This window comes from Cellulosimicrobium sp. CpK407 (genome assembly GCF_051844275.1).
Taxonomy (GTDB): Bacteria; Actinomycetota; Actinomycetes; order Actinomycetales; family Cellulomonadaceae; genus Cellulosimicrobium; species Cellulosimicrobium cellulans_G.
This window is the reverse complement of record NZ_JBGNYC010000011.1, coordinates 25493-39323: the sequence shown is the minus strand read 5'-3', so window position 1 is coordinate 39323 and position 13831 is coordinate 25493. Positions and strand designations below refer to the sequence as shown.

The following is a 13831-nucleotide window of genomic DNA, read 5'->3' as shown; positions in this document are numbered from 1 at the left end:
CGGCGTGGAACCGCCGAGATCGACCCGCCCGTCGCCGGATCGACCCACCGAGGGTCGATCTCGGACGTGCGGGTCGATCTCGCGGGTGCGCGCCGAGCGGCGACGCGCGCCGAGCTCACGCGGGGCGCAGGTGCGCCCACTCCTCGGGGTAGTCGTCGAGCCACGTGGCGAACGACTGCGCGGGGCGCTCGACGAGCCGGGGGACGGCGTCGCTCACGTGCGCGAGCTCGCCCGCGGCGATCGCCGTGTACGACGACACCCAGCCGTCGACCTCGAACCGCGGCACCCCGTACCGCTCGCGGGACGCGTACGCCTCGTCGACGGTCTCGGCGTGGTACGTGATGTCGCGGCCGGTCGCGGCGGTCAGGGCCTCCGCGACCTCGTCGAGCGTGAGGGCCTCGGGCCCTGTGACGTCGTAGGTGACGCCGTCGTGGCGGTGCGTGTCGGCGTCGAGCAGGACGACGGTCGCGACGTCCGCGATGTCGTCGTGCGACACGGACGCGACCCGCCCGTCGCCCGCGGGTCCGCGGATCACGCCGTCGTCGCCGACCATGAGCGCGAGCCCGCGGTGGTAGAGGTTGTCGCGCAGGAACGTGTGCCGCACGCCCGTCGCGCGGATGTACTCCTCGGTGCGCCAGTGGTCGCGCGCGAAGGTGAAGACGGCGTCCGGTGCCGCGCCGACGAACGACACGTAGACGAGGTGCCCGACGCCCGCCGCGATGGCGGCGTCGACCGCCGCGCGGTGCTGCGCGACGCGGTCGAGGTCCTCGCGGGCGGACACCAGGAACACGGTGTCCACGTCGGTGAAGGCGGCGACCATCCCGCGCGTGTCCGTGTACCCGTCGACGACGGCGACGTCCGACTCGGGGAGCGGGTCGTCGCCGAGGCGGGGCGCCCGGGCGGCGTCGCGCACGACGAGGCGCTGCGTCGCGCCCTCGGCGGCGAGGCGGAACGCGAGCTTCGACCCCAGGAGCCCGCTCGCACCCGTCACGGCGATCCGCCCCGACCCCGCCCCGATCATCATGTCCTCACGGTAGACGTGGCGGTCGCGGGCCGCCCGGCGACCGGCCGCACGTGAGGAGCGCGCGCGCCTCCCGCAGAATGGGCCCATGACCAGTACCGAGGCCCCCGCGCCCTACCGCGTCATGACCGTCTGCACCGGCAACATCTGCCGGTCCCCGATGGCCGAGGTGGTGCTGCGCGACCGCTTCGAGGCGGCCGGGCTCGGCGACCGCGTCGTCGTGGACTCGACGGGGATCAGCGACGAGGAGCGAGGGAACCCGATCGACCGCCGCGCGCGGGCCGTCCTCGCCGAGCACGGGTACGTCGTCGACGGGACGCACCGCGCCCGACAGGTGCGCGCGGGCGACCTCGCCGCGCGCGACCTCGTGCTCGCGATGACGTCCCAGCACGCCCGCGCCCTGCGTCGACTCGACGGCGCCGGCCCGGTGCGGATGTACCGCTCGTTCGACCCGGCCGCCCCCCGCGTCGCGCCGGGCGAGCCCGAGCACGTGCTCGACATCGCCGACCCCTGGTACGGCGGTCAGCAGGACTTCGAGGACTGCCTCGCCGAGGTGGAGGCCGCCGCGGACGGGATCGTCGACTTCGTCCGCACGCAGCTCGACGGCTGAGCGTCGGTCGGGCGGTCGCGCTCCGCCGCCGCGACACGCCGCGGACCCGGGCAACCGTCAGTGCGGATGCACGCGACGCAGGTCCGCTTCGCCAAGGCGCGCTCGCGGTCCTGCGGACCAGCGGAAACGTTCGAGGAACGCGTCGAGCACGGGGACGCGGCACAGGAGGACGAACAGCGCGTAGCCGAGCACGCCGCCCACGACGTTGAAGAGCAGGTCGTTCACATCGGCGATGTGGCCGCCCCCGAGCAGGTGCGAGGTGACGTACTGGACGACCTCGATCGCCAGGCTGAAGGCCGCCGCCGCCGCCACGGCGCGCCACCACGACGTCCGCGCCAGGAGGAGCGGCAGGAGCATGCCCAGCGGCACGAACACGAGGACGTTCATCACCGCGTCGGCGACCTCGTAGTCCGCCAGCGGCACGAGGGTCAGGTGGGCGTTCCACGGCGCGCTGCTCACCGGCTTGTCGAGGAAGATCGGGAACACCGTGTTGGCCACGACCCCGGCCGCGTAGACGGCGAGCGCGAGCGCGACGGCGGCCCGCGGCACCGTGAGCCGGTCCGCGCGGCGCAGACGCCGGAGCAGCATCCCGAGCACGGCGGCAGCCAGGGGCACCACGACGGGCAGGACAGGGACCTCGCGAAACACTCGTACCGCTCCTTCTGCTGGGCACCTCGCGCACGACGTCGCCGACGGTAGTGCCGGACCGCCGTCGGAGTATCCACCGAGGGTGCGAGCCCCGACCCGGCGCCCTCCCCCTGCGGTGGGAGACGGCGTGTGCGCGGCGCCCGGGAGCGGCAGCACTCAGTTGATGATCTCGCCCCGCTCGTCGGACAGGAGAGCCGCCAGACGCGCGCGCCAGGCCGCCAGCGCCTCCTCGCTCAGCCGCGGCCAGTCGGTGACCTCGCCGACCACCCGCAGCGGTGCGCTGCTCCGGTACGACCGCGTCGGGTTGCCCGGGAACTTCTTGTCGGTGACGTTGGGGTCGTCCTCGAACGGACCCGTCGGCTCGACCCGGTAGACCCGAGGTGCCGCGTCGCCGGCCGCGAGCTCGGCGGCGAGGCCGGCGCCGTCCACGAGGGCGGTGAAGTACACGTGGTTCATGGTGACCTCGGGCCGGTAGTTCGACCGGAAGCCCGCGGTCAGCAGGTCGCCCTCCCGGAGATCGGCCTTGGTGCCGTGGAAGAAGGGCCCCTGGTCGAGTGTCTGGCTCACCTGCTCACCGTAAGGCCGCGGGTGCGCGGGGCGGGTCGCCCTGTGCGGGGTGCGGCGTCGTGGTCCAGCCCCGTCAGCGCTCCGCTCACCGGCGGCCGGCCCTCGTGCCGCGCAGCGTCCCGACGGCGGAGCCCACCGCGCGCGCGACGGCCCGCCCGGCACGGTGGGCGCCCGCCCCGAGGCGGGAGAGCAGCGGACCGAGGCCGCTCGCCGCCCGTGGTGCGTCGTCCGGCGCGGGTGCCCGGTCGTCGTCGGGCACGGGAGGCGTGGGACGCGGGAGGTACGCGCCGACCCACTGCGCGATCCGCCCGTACGCGAGCGCGCGCACGGGCCGGGCCGAGAGCACGACGTCGTGCAGGGCGCCGTCGAGGCGCGCGACCGTGACCAGATCGCCGAGCTGGACGGACCGCTGCGCGACGCCGTCCACGTCGATCGCCGTGTCCGTGTGCATCATCTCGGGCGTCCAGCGGGGCAGCAGCGTGCTGCGGGCGGAGAGCAGCACGAGCACCGGCGCCCCGATGGACAGGCCGCGCGCGACCGTCTGCTGCCCGTGGAAGACGGCGGACAGCCACGCGGGCGTGGTGCGGAACCCGTGCTGGGGGCGCCACGCGAGGTCGTACGTCCACTCGCCGTCGAAGTCCTTGCTCACCGATCGCGTGTAGAAGCCGAGGTCGACGTTCGGCAGCGGGCGCGTCGGCGTGAGCCGCGCCCTCGCCCCGATCACGGGCTCGAGCAGCAGGCGCCCGACCTCGCGCGTCTGGAACTCCAGCCACGGGCTGTTGAGGACGAGCGCCGCCGCGCGGCCGGGGTTCCGGGCGAGCCAGAGGCTGAGCGTCAGCCCGCCCGTCGAGTGGCCCATGAGCACGAGCTCGCGCGGCGAGCGCCCGTCGCCGTGGTGGCCGATCGCCGCGAGCGCGGCCTCGATGTCCTCGTCGTACGTCCCGAGGTCGGTGACGTAGCCCGGCGTCTGGCCGGGGCGCAGGCTGCGCCCGTACTTGCGCAGGTCGAGCGCGTGGAAGCGTGCGCCGTGCGCCTCCCAGAAGTCGGCGAGCTCGGTCTGGAAGAAGTAGTCGGACCATCCGTGGACGTACAGGACGTCGAGGTGCTGCCCGTCCCCCGCGGTGGTCGCTGCGCCGGCGCCGTCCGCCGCGGCTCCCCCGGGCCGACGGCGACGCACGAGCGTGGCGACGACGTCGCCCTCGTCGTCGGGGGCGAGCGGCAGCGTGAGCTGCTCGTAGTCGTCGCCGAGGACGTCGGGCTGCCAGTCGGCCATGCGGCCGACCCTAGGCGCCCGGGCGCGAGGCCGCTCGGCGCGGCAGCGCCGGCGACGTGCCGCGCCCCCGACGTCGCGTGCGTCGGCAGGTCCGGGACCACCCGTACACCCCGCGGGTCCGCGCCCGGACGAGCCGTGCGGATCGTGTGGTTCTCCCTCATGCGCGACGCCGTGGCCCGCTTGCAGACTGGCGGGATCATCGGCCGACGGCGCCCGCCTCGGCCGCCGTGCGACCGACTCGAGGTGCCCCGTGAGATCTCGTCCGACCCCGCTCCTCGCCGGAGCGGCCACCGTCGCCCTGGCGGCGGCCCTCGTGGGCGGCGCCGCCGTCGTCCCTGGTGCGCTCGCCCCCGCGGCCGCGGCCCAGTGTGCGGCCACCGCCTGGGCGGAGGGCTCGACGTACACCGCCGGGACCCAGGTCACGTACAACGGGCGCACCTACACGGCGCGCGTCACGCACACGGCCTACGTCGGGGCGGGCTGGACCCCCTCGTCGACCCCGACGCTGTGGTCCGACGGCGGGGCGTGCGACCCGACGGACCCCACCGACCCGACGGACCCCACCGACCCGACCGATCCCACGGATCCCACGGATCCCACGGACCCCACGGACCCGACCGATCCCACGGACCCCACCGACTGCGCGGTGCAGGGCAAGCCGGCGGGCAAGGTGCTCCAGGGGTACTGGGAGAGCTGGGACGGCGCGTCCAACAGCGTGCACCCCGGCCTCGGGCACATCCCGATCGACGACCCCCGGATCTCCGCGCACGGCTACAACGTCGTGACGCTCGCGTTCCCCGTGATCCTCTCGGACGGCACCGTGCTCTGGCAGGACGGCATGGACACCGGCGTCGACGTGCCCACGCCCGCCGAGATGTGCGCGGCGAAGGCGAACGGCACGCGCCTGCTCCTGTCGATCGGCGGCGCGACCGCCGGGATCGACCTGTCCAGCCCGGCCGTCGCGGACCGCTTCGTGGAGACGGTCGTGCCGATCCTGCGCGACAACCACTTCGACGGCATCGACATCGACATCGAGACGGGGCTGTCCGGCAGCGGGAGCATCAGCACGCTGTCGACGTCGCAGTCGAACCTGATCCGCATCATCGACGGCGTCCTCGCGGAGATGCCGAGCGGATTCGGTCTCACCATGGCGCCCGAGACGGCGTACGTGACGGGCGGCAGCGTCGTGTACGGCTCGATCTGGGGCTCGTACCTGCCGATCATCAAGAAGTACGTCGACAACGGCCGCCTGTGGTGGCTCAACATGCAGTACTACAACGGCTCGATGTACGGCTGCAGCGGCGACTCGTACGGCGCCGGGACCGTCCAGGGCTTCCAGAAGCAGACCGACTGCCTGAACGCCGGCCTGACGATCCAGGGCGTGACGGTGAAGGTGCCCTACGACAAGCAGGTCCCGGGGCTCCCCGCCCAGGCAGGAGCGGGCGGCGGCTACATGGCACCGTCGCTGGTGACGCAGGCGTACCAGCCGTACGCGTCGCGCCTCAAGGGCCTCATGACGTGGTCGATCAACTGGGACGGCTCCAAGGGCTGGACGTTCGGCGACAACGTCCGAGCGCTCCAGGGCCGCTAGCCGCTCGGACGCCGCTCCCACCGAACACGACATGGGGGTCGCTATCAGCCCGATAACGACCCCCATGTCGTGCTCGACGGGGGGGTGTGCCGTCAGGCGGTCCGGTCGCGGCGGGCGCGCCAGCGTGCGACCTCAAGGTCCACGTCGCGCGTCGGGGTGACCACCGGTGGTCCGCCCAGGAGCTGGCGGCGGGCGTCGACGACGCGCGCGTTGAAGTCCGCCAGGATCTCGCGGACGGTCGTCTCGTCGAGCTCGCGGTCGAGCCGGTCGTCGAGCTCCCGGTCCTCCTGCCTGAGCAGCATCGCGGGCGGTCCCAGCCCGGTGAGCTGCTCGCGCTCGATGACCGACTTGAGCCACCAGTCGGGGTCGTGCGTCCCCGTGAGCCCGGGGATCGGCTTGCCCGCGAGCGGGAGGTCGTCGAACTCCCCGCGTCGGATGGCCTGGTCGATCACCGTGTCGACGTACATCGCGCGGTCCTCGGGTCGTACACGGCGCGGTCCGCTGGGCCCCGCGTCGTCGTCCGGCTCTCGGGACGCTGCGGCGGGCGCCTCGTCCCCCGGCGAAGCGGGCGTGTCCGACCGTCCGGCCTCCTCGCGCCCGGCGTCCCCGCGGTCGGACTCCTCGCGCGCGATCTCGCGGTCGACCCGGTACTGCGCGGCGCGCCGGACCGGGTCGTCGTCCGAGGTGGCGCGGGACCGTCGTCGGAACACGAGAACCTCCCCTGTCGGTGCCCCTCCACCCTAGGCGGGCTCCGCGACGCCGCACGAGCCGCCGGTCAGCCGTCCAGGAGCGGGTGGTACCGACGCCGCAGCCCGCGGTCGACGGCGGCGACCACCCCGGCCACGGACAGCACCGTGTTCACGGAGGCGGGCAGGTCGGGCACGAACGGCGGCGTCCAGCCGGTGAACCCGGAGACGAGGTCGAGGAGCTGGGGCACCTGCGTCACGAGCGCGACCACGAGCACGACCCACGCGGCGACGCCGACGGCGCGGCTCGCCGTCGGGCGCTCCCGGTCCATGCGGTCGCGCCACGCCTCGGCCGTGCCGGGCATCGGCGGGACGTCCCGGACGTGTCCCACGGCGTCGACGACGCGGACGTACCGCATCCCGTAGAGGCTCATCCGGGCCTCGATCCGCGCGCCGGGGAGGTCGAAGCGGGCCCGGGACCGCTGCTCGTCGACGAGGCGCCGGTCGCGGTAGAGCCGGATCCGCTCGTCCCAGTCGAGGAAGTCCACGTCCACGACGTACTCGTGCCCGCCGTGCCACAGCACGAACGCGCTGCGCCACAGCACGCCCCATCCCCGGACCGGCCGGAACGTCTCGTCGCGACCTCCTCGCGCGTGATCGTCCCTCGCCCGGTCCTCGGAGCCGTCGTCCCACACGTCCTCGGCCATGCCGTCCATCCGACCCCGCCGGCCGACGACGGCGCGTCGCCCGGACGACCGATCCCTCGCCGTCGCCGACATCCCTCGAACGGATGACCGACCCGGCGCTGAACCCGGGGTTGGGCGCCGTCCGACCGCCGAACTCGCCCGCAACCCCGGGTTCGGCGCCGTGCGACGGCGACAACCCCGGGGTCGGCGGTGGTCGGGTCCCGTTGACCCGGCATGATGGCTTCATGTCCGGGTCGATGAAGGTCTCGCGCCGCTCGCACGTGCCGCCGTTCGCGGTGATGGAGGTGCTCGCGGAGGCGAACCGGCTGCGCGACGCGGGGGCGTCGGTCCTCAACCTGTGCGCGGGCGAGCCGTCGACGGGGGCGTCGGACGTCGTCCGCCGCCGGGCGATCGAGCTGCTGGAGCGCGGCGACCTCGGCTACACGGAGTCGCTCGGCGTCCCGCCGCTGCGCCGCGCGATCGCGGAGCACTACGACCTCTGGTACGGCGTCGATGTCGACCCGGCGCGCGTCGCGGTGACGACCGGGTCGTCCGGCGGGTTCCTCCTCGCGTTCCTCGCGGCGTTCGACGTCGGCGACCGCGTGGCGCTCGCCCGTCCCGGCTACCCCGCGTACAAGAACATCCTGCGGGCGCTCGGCTGCGAGGTCGTCGAGCTCGACTGCGGCCCGGAGACGCGCTACCAGCCCACGGTGTCGCAGCTCATGGAGGCGTACTACGACGGCGGCCTCGACGGGCTGGTCGTCGCGAGCCCGGCGAACCCGACGGGGACGATGATCCTGCCCGCCGAGCTCGACGCCGTCGCCACGTGGTGCGCCGACCACGACGTCCGGCTCGTGAGCGACGAGATCTACCACGGCATCACGTACGGCGACCCGGGCGCCTCGCCCGCCGCGCTGCCGACCGCGGCGCGGTACGTCGGCGAGGGCGCCGTCGTCGTCAACTCGTTCTCCAAGTACTGGGCCATGACGGGCTGGCGGCTGGGGTGGCTCGTGCTGCCCGACGAGCTCGTCGGTCCGGTCGACGCGCTCGCGGGCAACGTCGCGCTGTCGCCGCCCGCGCTCGCGCAGCACGCGGGCGTCGCGGCGTTCTCGCCCGAGGGGTACACGGCCGCCGCGGAGAACGTGGCGCGCTACGCGGCGTCGCGCGAGCTCGTGCTGTCGCGGCTCGACGACCTCGGCTGGTCGCGCGTCGCCCCGGCCGACGGCGCGTTCTACGTCTACGCGGACGTCTCCGGCGACGGCCTGGACTCCGTGACGTGGTGCGAGCGGCTGCTCGCCGAGGCGGGCGTCGCACTGACCCCGGGCACCGACTTCGACGCCGTCCGCGGCGGCGACTGGGTGCGCCTCTCCTTCGCGGCGGCCCCGGAGACCGTCGCGGAGGCGGTGGAGCGCATCGTCGCCTGGCGCCGTACCCGCTGACGAGGTCGCGACGGCGGACGACCGCCCCGACACCGCGACCCGCGGGCCGAGAGCGCGACCGGCGCCCAGGGACCGGGTGCTCCCGCGGCCCGGAGGTCGCTGTCTCGCCGGTGTGGTCGCGGGGATCGTCCGTCCGCGCGAGGATCGTGCGGTGCCGACCGCCGCCTCGCCCGGACTGCCCCCGCGACCCGACGGCGCGCTGCGCCTCGCGACGTTCAACGCGCTGCACGGCGCCGCGCTCGACGGGACGGTCGACGTCGAGCGGTTCGCGCGCGCGGTCGCGTACCTCGACGCGGACGTGCTCGCGCTGCAGGAGGTGGAGCGCGACGCGCCGCGCTCGCAGCGCGCGGACCTCGTCGCCGTCGCCGCCGAGGCGCTGCGCGCCGACCACCGGCACTTCTCCCCCACCCTGCGCGGCGTCTCGGGCGCCTGGGTGCGCGCGGCACGACCGGGTGCGGGTGTGCGGCGCGTGCCCGGCGTCGCGTCCTACGGGATCGGGCTGGTCAGCAGGTTCCCGGTCGCGCGGTGGTCGCGGCTCGAGCTCGACCGGATGCCGTGGCGCTCGCGCGTCCGGCGCCGGACACCCGGTTCGGCGAGCGGGGCCGCGCGCCTCGTCCCGTTCCGCGTGGTCCCGGACGAGCCTCGCGCGGCGCTCGCGGCCGCCGTCGTGACGCGGTGGGGACCGCTCACGGTGGTGACGACCCACACCACGTCCCGTCCGGAGTTCACCGCGGACCAGTTCCGGTCCCTCGTCCGGGCGTGCGCGCCGCTCCCCCGGCCGCTCGCGCTGCTCGGCGACCTCAACCTGCGCGCGCCGGAGCCCGCGGAGCTCAGCGGCTTCACGTCGCTCGCCGACGTGCCGACCCACCCCACGGACCGGCCCGTCCGCCAGATCGACCACGTCCTCGTCGACGCCATGCCCGGGCAGGCGACGATCCGGGCCCTCGGCCCCGCGACGGCCGTCGACACCGGACTGTCCGACCACCGCGCGGTCGTGGTCGACGTGGTCGTCGGACCGCAGGCGGGCGCCGCCGCCTGAGCGCTACGCTCCGAGCGACGGCGTCGACGCGAGGGAGCGGTGCGATGGTTCCGGAGATCAACTACTGGGCGGTGCTGGCGGCGACGGTGTCGAGCATGGTCGTGGGCTCGGTCTGGTACACGCCGAAGGTGTTCGGCACGTACTGGATGCGCGTCGCGAAGGTCGACCCGTCCGGCGAGGGCCGGGACGCCGTCGTGCCGATCGTCGTGACCCTCGTGGTCAGCTTCGTCACGGCTTGGGTCCTGGCGGGCGCGACGTACCTCGCGTGGTCCTTCTACGGCGGCGGCTACCTCGGCAACGCGCTGCTGACCGCCGTCGTGCTGTGGGCGGGGTTCACCGCCGCGCGGTTCGTCACGCACGACGCGTTCGAGGGCCGACCGGCCGGGCTCACGGTCCTCAACGCCGCGCACGAGCTGGTCACCGTGCTCGTGATGGGCCTGCTGATCGGGCTCGTCACGCCCGCCGGGGTGTAGTCAGGCGGCGAGCCCGACCTCGCGCGGCGAGGGGTCGCCGTCGGGCAGGGCCGACTCGGAGGCGGTGGCCGCGACCGCGCCCGGGACGACCGCGGGGGCCGGGGCCGCCGCCATGTCGTCGACGGCCGCGCGGCGGCGCGCCCGCGCGCGGACGATCACGACGATCGCCTGCACGCCGATGAGGATCCACACGATGTTGGCGGCCACCGACGGCCACACCCCGTTCGCGGCGGCGACCATGCCCATGAGGCCCGCGGCGGTGAGGTTGGTGAGCTGGAACGGGGCGGACGACGCGGCCCAGCGGCCGCGGCTGACCATCGCGTAGGCGACGACTCCGGCGGCGGCGCCGATCCAGCCGAGGAACATGACGAACGCGTCGAGGGTGACGGGCACAGCGGTACTCCGGTGACGAAGAGGGGTGGAGGGGGTACCGCGACGCTGCGGTGGCTGTGCGCTCCGGGCCGATGGCTGGTGGCGCGGGTGGTGCGGAAGCTCGGGCGCCGACCCGTAAGGAGGAGGAGGTAACCGACCGGCGCCACGACAAGTGTGAGGCCTCCCGCGCTTCAGCACAATCGAAGGACTCTGCACCGGCCGTTTAGCATCTCTACATGGCGACGGACCCACGCAGACTTGGTTTTCTCCTTGCCGTGCACCGTGGCGGGGGCATTCTCGCGGCAGCAGACCTTCTGCACGTCACCCCGTCCGCGGTCTCCCAGCAGATCCAGCGGCTCGAGGCCGAGGAGGGCGTCGCGGTCCTCGACCGCGGACCGCGCGGCGTGACCCTCACGCCGGCCGGGCGCGTGCTCGCGGAGACGGCCGAACGCATCGAGACGGAGCTCGTCGAGGCGCGCAAGGCGCTCGCCGCGCTCGGCGACGAGGTCATGGGCCGCGTCGCGGTCGGGTCGTTCCAGACGGCGATCCGCGCCGTCGTCGCGCCCGTCGCCGGGCGCCTGGCCGAGACGGCGCCCGGCATCGAGCTCGACGTGCAGGAGCGCGAGCCCACCGAGGCGCTGCGCCTCCTGCGCGCGGGCGAGCTCGACGTCGTGCTCCTGGAGCGCGACTACGAGGCCGACTCCCCCGCGCCGCGCGGCACGCGCGAGATCGTGCTGCTCGACGAGCCGTGGCGGCTCGTGGTCCCGGCGAGCATGCCCACCCCGACCCGCCTCGACGACGTGCGCGACGCCGTCTGGCTCGGACCCGAGCCGGGCACCGCCGCGGCGCGCGCCCTGCGCCGTCTGGCCCGTGGGCTCGGCGGGACGCTGCGCACGCGGCACAACTACTACGACTTCGACGTCGCGCTGTCCCTCGTCGCGGCCGGGCTCGGCGTCGCGATGCTCCCCGCGCTCGCCGTGGAGGGCGGCGCGTCGGACGAGGTGCCCGACGGCGTCACGGTCGTCGGCCTGCCCGGCCTCGGCTCGCGCCGCCTCGTCGCGCGCCACCGCGCGACCCGGCACGAGCCCCGGCCGGTCGTCTCCGCGGTCCTCGACGAGATGGTCGCCGCCGCGGCCGACATCGCGTTCGCGTGACCTGGCCTCTACCTCGGCGGGAGGTCGAAGCGCGTGGCGCCGTAGGGCTCGGCCGTGCCGAACGCGAACACGCGCTCGGGGACCAGGCGGTAGACCGCCCATGGCGGCGGGCCGGCGGACGGTGCGCTGAACTCGGCGGTGAGCGCGTCGCCGTCGACGGTCGCGGGCCACCCGTCGGCGCGGAAGCCCGCCGCCGCGCGTTCCAGGGTCTCGGGGTCCGTGACGCGCTCGGCCCGCCCCTCGACGGTGAGGTCGAACGGCTCCGTCGCGACGGTGAGCGTGCAGCGCGGGTCGCGGTGCAGGTTGCGGTTCTTGCGCGTGCCCTCGCCGGAGCACAGGAAGATCTCCTCGTCCAGCACGAGCGCGCCGAACGGCACGACGTGCGGCTTCCCGTCGGGGTCGGTCGTCGCGAGCCACGTCGTGTGCCGGTTCGGCCCGCCGGCCCCGGGCTCCTGCGGGAGCCGGCCGAACAGCGTGTCGTGCACGCGCGCCCACTCGATGGGCGGCGTCCCGTAGCCGTCGAGGTTCTTCACCGTCGGGTCGGCGGTCGTCATCGTCCTGCTCCTCTCGTTCCCGCTGCGTCGAGATGGTCACCCGTCCTCACCTGTCACGACGCGCCCGGGCGCCCGGACTCATCGGTCGGGACGTAGCCTGCCGGGGTGGACGTAGCGGTGGTGGGGGCGACGGGCGACGTCGGCCGGCAGGTGTGCACGCAGATCGTCGAGCGACGGGTGCTCCCGCCGACGGCGCGGCTCCAGCTCGTCGGCCGGGCCGGTGGGGCGTCGGGTCGGGCCGTGCACGGGCTGCGCGCGGACCTGGTCGACGCGTACGACGAGCACGCGCCGCTCCTCGACGTCGCGCACTCCCCCGAGGACGTCACGGCCGACGTGATCGTGGTCGCCGCCGGGCTCACTCCCCCGGCGCGCACGGGCGCCGACCCCGACCGCCGAGTCCTCGCCGCGACGAACGGCGCCGTCCTCGCCGAGTACGCGGACGCGATCGCGCGCCACGGATCAGGGCACGAGGTCGTCGTCGTGGTGACGAACCCCGTGGAGCTCGGCGTCGCCGTCATGGCGGAGCGGCTCGGGCGCCACCGCGTGCTCGGGATGGGCGCGTGGCTCGACACGCTGCGGTTCCGGCGCGAGCTCGCGGTCGAGCTGGGCGTGCGTCGGCACCGCGTCGGCGGGTTCGTCGGTGGCCAGCACGGCGAGGACGCGGTCCCGCTGTGGTCGACGGTCCGCGTGAGCGGTCTCGACGCCGACGAGCGGGCCCGCGCGGTCGCGGCGCTGCGTCGGGGCCGGACGCTCGACGCGCTGCCCGCCGAGATCGCCGCGGCGAAGACCGAGCTGGCGCACGTCGCGACGGCGGACATGGGCGCGGCCTTCGACCTCATCGACACGTGGCCCGCCGACCTGCGACTCGTGACGCGACCGTGGATGACGCACCAGTCGGGAGCGAAGACGCCCGCCGGGACGGCCAGCGCGACGGTCGACCTGCTCGAGGTGATCCTCGACGGCCGCGAGATCGTGGTCGCCGGGCAGGTCGCGCTCGACGGCGAGCTCGACGGACGGCTCGACGGACCGCTCGACCGGACCCTCGCGGGGCACGACGGCGTCCCGCACCGCGGCGTGCTCGGCGTCCCGGTGGTCCTCGGGCCGGGCGGGTGGACGCGGGTGCTCCTCGACGACCTGCCCGACGACGAGGCCCGGCGCCTCGCGGACGCGGCGGACGGCATCGAGCGGATGGTCGCCACGAGCACGGTGTCGCGGGACGACGACCGGCCCGCCGGCCGGGAGCGGGCCCGGACCGGTGCGCCCGTCCCGGGTGCGTCGTCCGCGACCGGCGACCGGGCGCCGTCGGGCCGGGCCGGGGCGGAGGCCGCGTGGGTCGCGACCGTGCACGGCCTCGACCAGCCGGGCACGCTCACGGCGCTGACCGGGGTGTTCTCGACGCGCGGGGTCAGCTTCGACTCGCTCGCGACGGAGCCGGTCGACGACGACGGCCGGGCGGGGCGGATCGTCGTGACCTTCCGCGCGACGCCGCGCCGCACGCGGGCCCTCGAGCGCGCGGTGCGGCGCCTCGCGACGGTCCGGTCCGTCGTCGTCGAGCCCGCGTCGGGTGCGGAGTTCTCACAGGGTGGCCCCGCGCGCTGAGCGACCCCGGTAACGAGGTCGCTCCCCGGCGGGAACGCGGGCGAAACCGCGGGTTCCTAGCGTGGGACGCGCCGTCGGGCGCTCCCCTGCCGCGACGTCGCCTCAGAGACCGGAGCCCG

15 protein-coding genes are annotated in these 13831 nt (G+C 75.0%); 7 read left to right on the top strand and 8 right to left on the bottom strand.

Annotated features, from left to right (window positions below):
- Positions 1-115: 115 nt before the first annotated feature.
- On the bottom strand, positions 116-1024 hold the full coding sequence (locus ABWU78_RS07135; RefSeq protein ID WP_439157964.1) for an SDR family oxidoreductase: 909 nt from the start codon (positions 1022-1024) through the stop codon (positions 116-118).
- 85 nt (positions 1025-1109) lie between these two features.
- On the opposite strand from ABWU78_RS07135, the gene ABWU78_RS07130 reads away from it, so the two are divergent.
- Complete coding sequence (locus tag ABWU78_RS07130; RefSeq protein ID WP_439157963.1) at positions 1110-1631, top strand: low molecular weight protein-tyrosine-phosphatase; 522 nt, start codon at positions 1110-1112, stop codon at positions 1629-1631.
- Positions 1632-1688: 57 nt separating this feature from the next.
- Here the strand turns inward: ABWU78_RS07130 and ABWU78_RS07125 are convergent, their stop codons facing one another.
- The 3 genes from ABWU78_RS07125 to ABWU78_RS07115 all read right to left on the bottom strand — a co-directional run bounded on the left by ABWU78_RS07125 (position 1689) and on the right by ABWU78_RS07115 (position 4119).
- Entirely contained in the window at positions 1689-2279 is a 591-nt protein-coding gene (locus ABWU78_RS07125) for a VanZ family protein (RefSeq protein WP_439157962.1), read from the bottom strand.
- Positions 2280-2435: 156 nt separating this feature from the next.
- Positions 2436-2846 (bottom strand): NAD(+)--rifampin ADP-ribosyltransferase, encoded by a 411-nt coding sequence (gene arr, locus ABWU78_RS07120; RefSeq protein ID WP_253051639.1) that lies wholly within the window; start codon positions 2844-2846, stop codon positions 2436-2438.
- Between the two features lie 85 nt (positions 2847-2931).
- Positions 2932-4119, bottom strand: coding sequence for an alpha/beta hydrolase (locus tag ABWU78_RS07115; protein WP_439157961.1), 1188 nt, complete (start codon positions 4117-4119; stop codon positions 2932-2934).
- Between the two features lie 250 nt (positions 4120-4369).
- Here ABWU78_RS07115 and ABWU78_RS07110 point away from each other — a divergent pair, with 250 nt between their 5' ends.
- On the top strand, positions 4370-5710 hold the full coding sequence (locus ABWU78_RS07110) for a carbohydrate-binding protein (protein ID WP_439157960.1): 1341 nt from the start codon (positions 4370-4372) through the stop codon (positions 5708-5710).
- Positions 5711-5802: 92 nt separating this feature from the next.
- Here the strand turns inward: ABWU78_RS07110 and ABWU78_RS07105 are convergent, their stop codons facing one another.
- Positions 5803-6420, bottom strand: coding sequence for a DUF1992 domain-containing protein (locus ABWU78_RS07105; protein ID WP_439157959.1), 618 nt, complete (start codon positions 6418-6420; stop codon positions 5803-5805).
- A 65-nt stretch (positions 6421-6485) separates the two neighbouring features.
- On the bottom strand, positions 6486-7103 hold the full coding sequence (locus ABWU78_RS07100; RefSeq protein ID WP_439157958.1) for a hypothetical protein: 618 nt from the start codon (positions 7101-7103) through the stop codon (positions 6486-6488).
- A 236-nt stretch (positions 7104-7339) separates the two neighbouring features.
- On the opposite strand from ABWU78_RS07100, the gene ABWU78_RS07095 reads away from it, so the two are divergent.
- The 3 genes from ABWU78_RS07095 (at position 7340) to ABWU78_RS07085 (ending at position 10033) form a co-directional block, all read left to right on the top strand.
- A complete protein-coding gene (locus ABWU78_RS07095; RefSeq protein ID WP_439157990.1) occupies positions 7340-8521 on the top strand; it encodes a pyridoxal phosphate-dependent aminotransferase in 1182 nt (393 codons plus the stop codon).
- Positions 8522-8672: 151 nt separating this feature from the next.
- A complete protein-coding gene (locus ABWU78_RS07090) occupies positions 8673-9560 on the top strand; it encodes an endonuclease/exonuclease/phosphatase family protein (protein ID WP_439157957.1) in 888 nt (295 codons plus the stop codon).
- Between the two features lie 44 nt (positions 9561-9604).
- On the top strand, positions 9605-10033 hold the full coding sequence (locus ABWU78_RS07085; protein WP_439157956.1) for a DUF1761 domain-containing protein: 429 nt from the start codon (positions 9605-9607) through the stop codon (positions 10031-10033).
- Here the strand turns inward: ABWU78_RS07085 and ABWU78_RS07080 are convergent, their stop codons facing one another.
- Positions 10034-10426 carry a CBU_0592 family membrane protein gene (locus ABWU78_RS07080; RefSeq protein ID WP_439157955.1) on the bottom strand — a complete coding sequence of 131 codons (393 nt, stop codon included), beginning with the start codon at positions 10424-10426 and terminating at the stop codon, positions 10034-10036.
- Between the two features lie 215 nt (positions 10427-10641).
- Between ABWU78_RS07080 and ABWU78_RS07075 the strand changes: the two genes are divergently transcribed.
- Complete coding sequence (locus tag ABWU78_RS07075; protein WP_439157954.1) at positions 10642-11559, top strand: LysR family transcriptional regulator; 918 nt, start codon at positions 10642-10644, stop codon at positions 11557-11559.
- Positions 11560-11567: 8 nt separating this feature from the next.
- Here ABWU78_RS07075 and ABWU78_RS07070 read toward each other — a convergent pair whose 3' ends face one another.
- On the bottom strand, positions 11568-12113 hold the full coding sequence (locus tag ABWU78_RS07070) for a pyridoxamine 5'-phosphate oxidase family protein (protein WP_313662765.1): 546 nt from the start codon (positions 12111-12113) through the stop codon (positions 11568-11570).
- Between the two features lie 105 nt (positions 12114-12218).
- On the opposite strand from ABWU78_RS07070, the gene ABWU78_RS07065 reads away from it, so the two are divergent.
- Complete coding sequence (locus tag ABWU78_RS07065; protein ID WP_439157953.1) at positions 12219-13712, top strand: lactate/malate family dehydrogenase; 1494 nt, start codon at positions 12219-12221, stop codon at positions 13710-13712.
- Positions 13713-13831 lie beyond the last annotated feature (119 nt).

Bases quoted from the DNA above. Each gene is read 5' to 3' on its own strand.
- ABWU78_RS07100 (WP_439157958.1), bottom strand. From the start codon at position 7,103: ATGGCCGAGGACGTGTGGGACGACGGCTCCGAGGACCGGGCGAGGGAC.
- ABWU78_RS07130 (WP_439157963.1), top strand. From the start codon at position 1,110: ATGACCAGTACCGAGGCCCCCGCGCCCTACCGCGTCATGACCGTCTGC.
- ABWU78_RS07115 (WP_439157961.1), bottom strand. From the start codon at position 4,119: ATGGCCGACTGGCAGCCCGACGTCCTCGGCGACGACTACGAGCAGCTC.
- ABWU78_RS07075 (WP_439157954.1), top strand. From the start codon at position 10,642: ATGGCGACGGACCCACGCAGACTTGGTTTTCTCCTTGCCGTGCACCGT.
- ABWU78_RS07070 (WP_313662765.1), bottom strand. From the start codon at position 12,113: ATGACGACCGCCGACCCGACGGTGAAGAACCTCGACGGCTACGGGACG.
- ABWU78_RS07135 (WP_439157964.1), bottom strand. From the start codon at position 1,024: ATGATGATCGGGGCGGGGTCGGGGCGGATCGCCGTGACGGGTGCGAGC.
- ABWU78_RS07095 (WP_439157990.1), top strand. From the start codon at position 7,340: ATGAAGGTCTCGCGCCGCTCGCACGTGCCGCCGTTCGCGGTGATGGAG.
- ABWU78_RS07085 (WP_439157956.1), top strand. From the start codon at position 9,605: ATGGTTCCGGAGATCAACTACTGGGCGGTGCTGGCGGCGACGGTGTCG.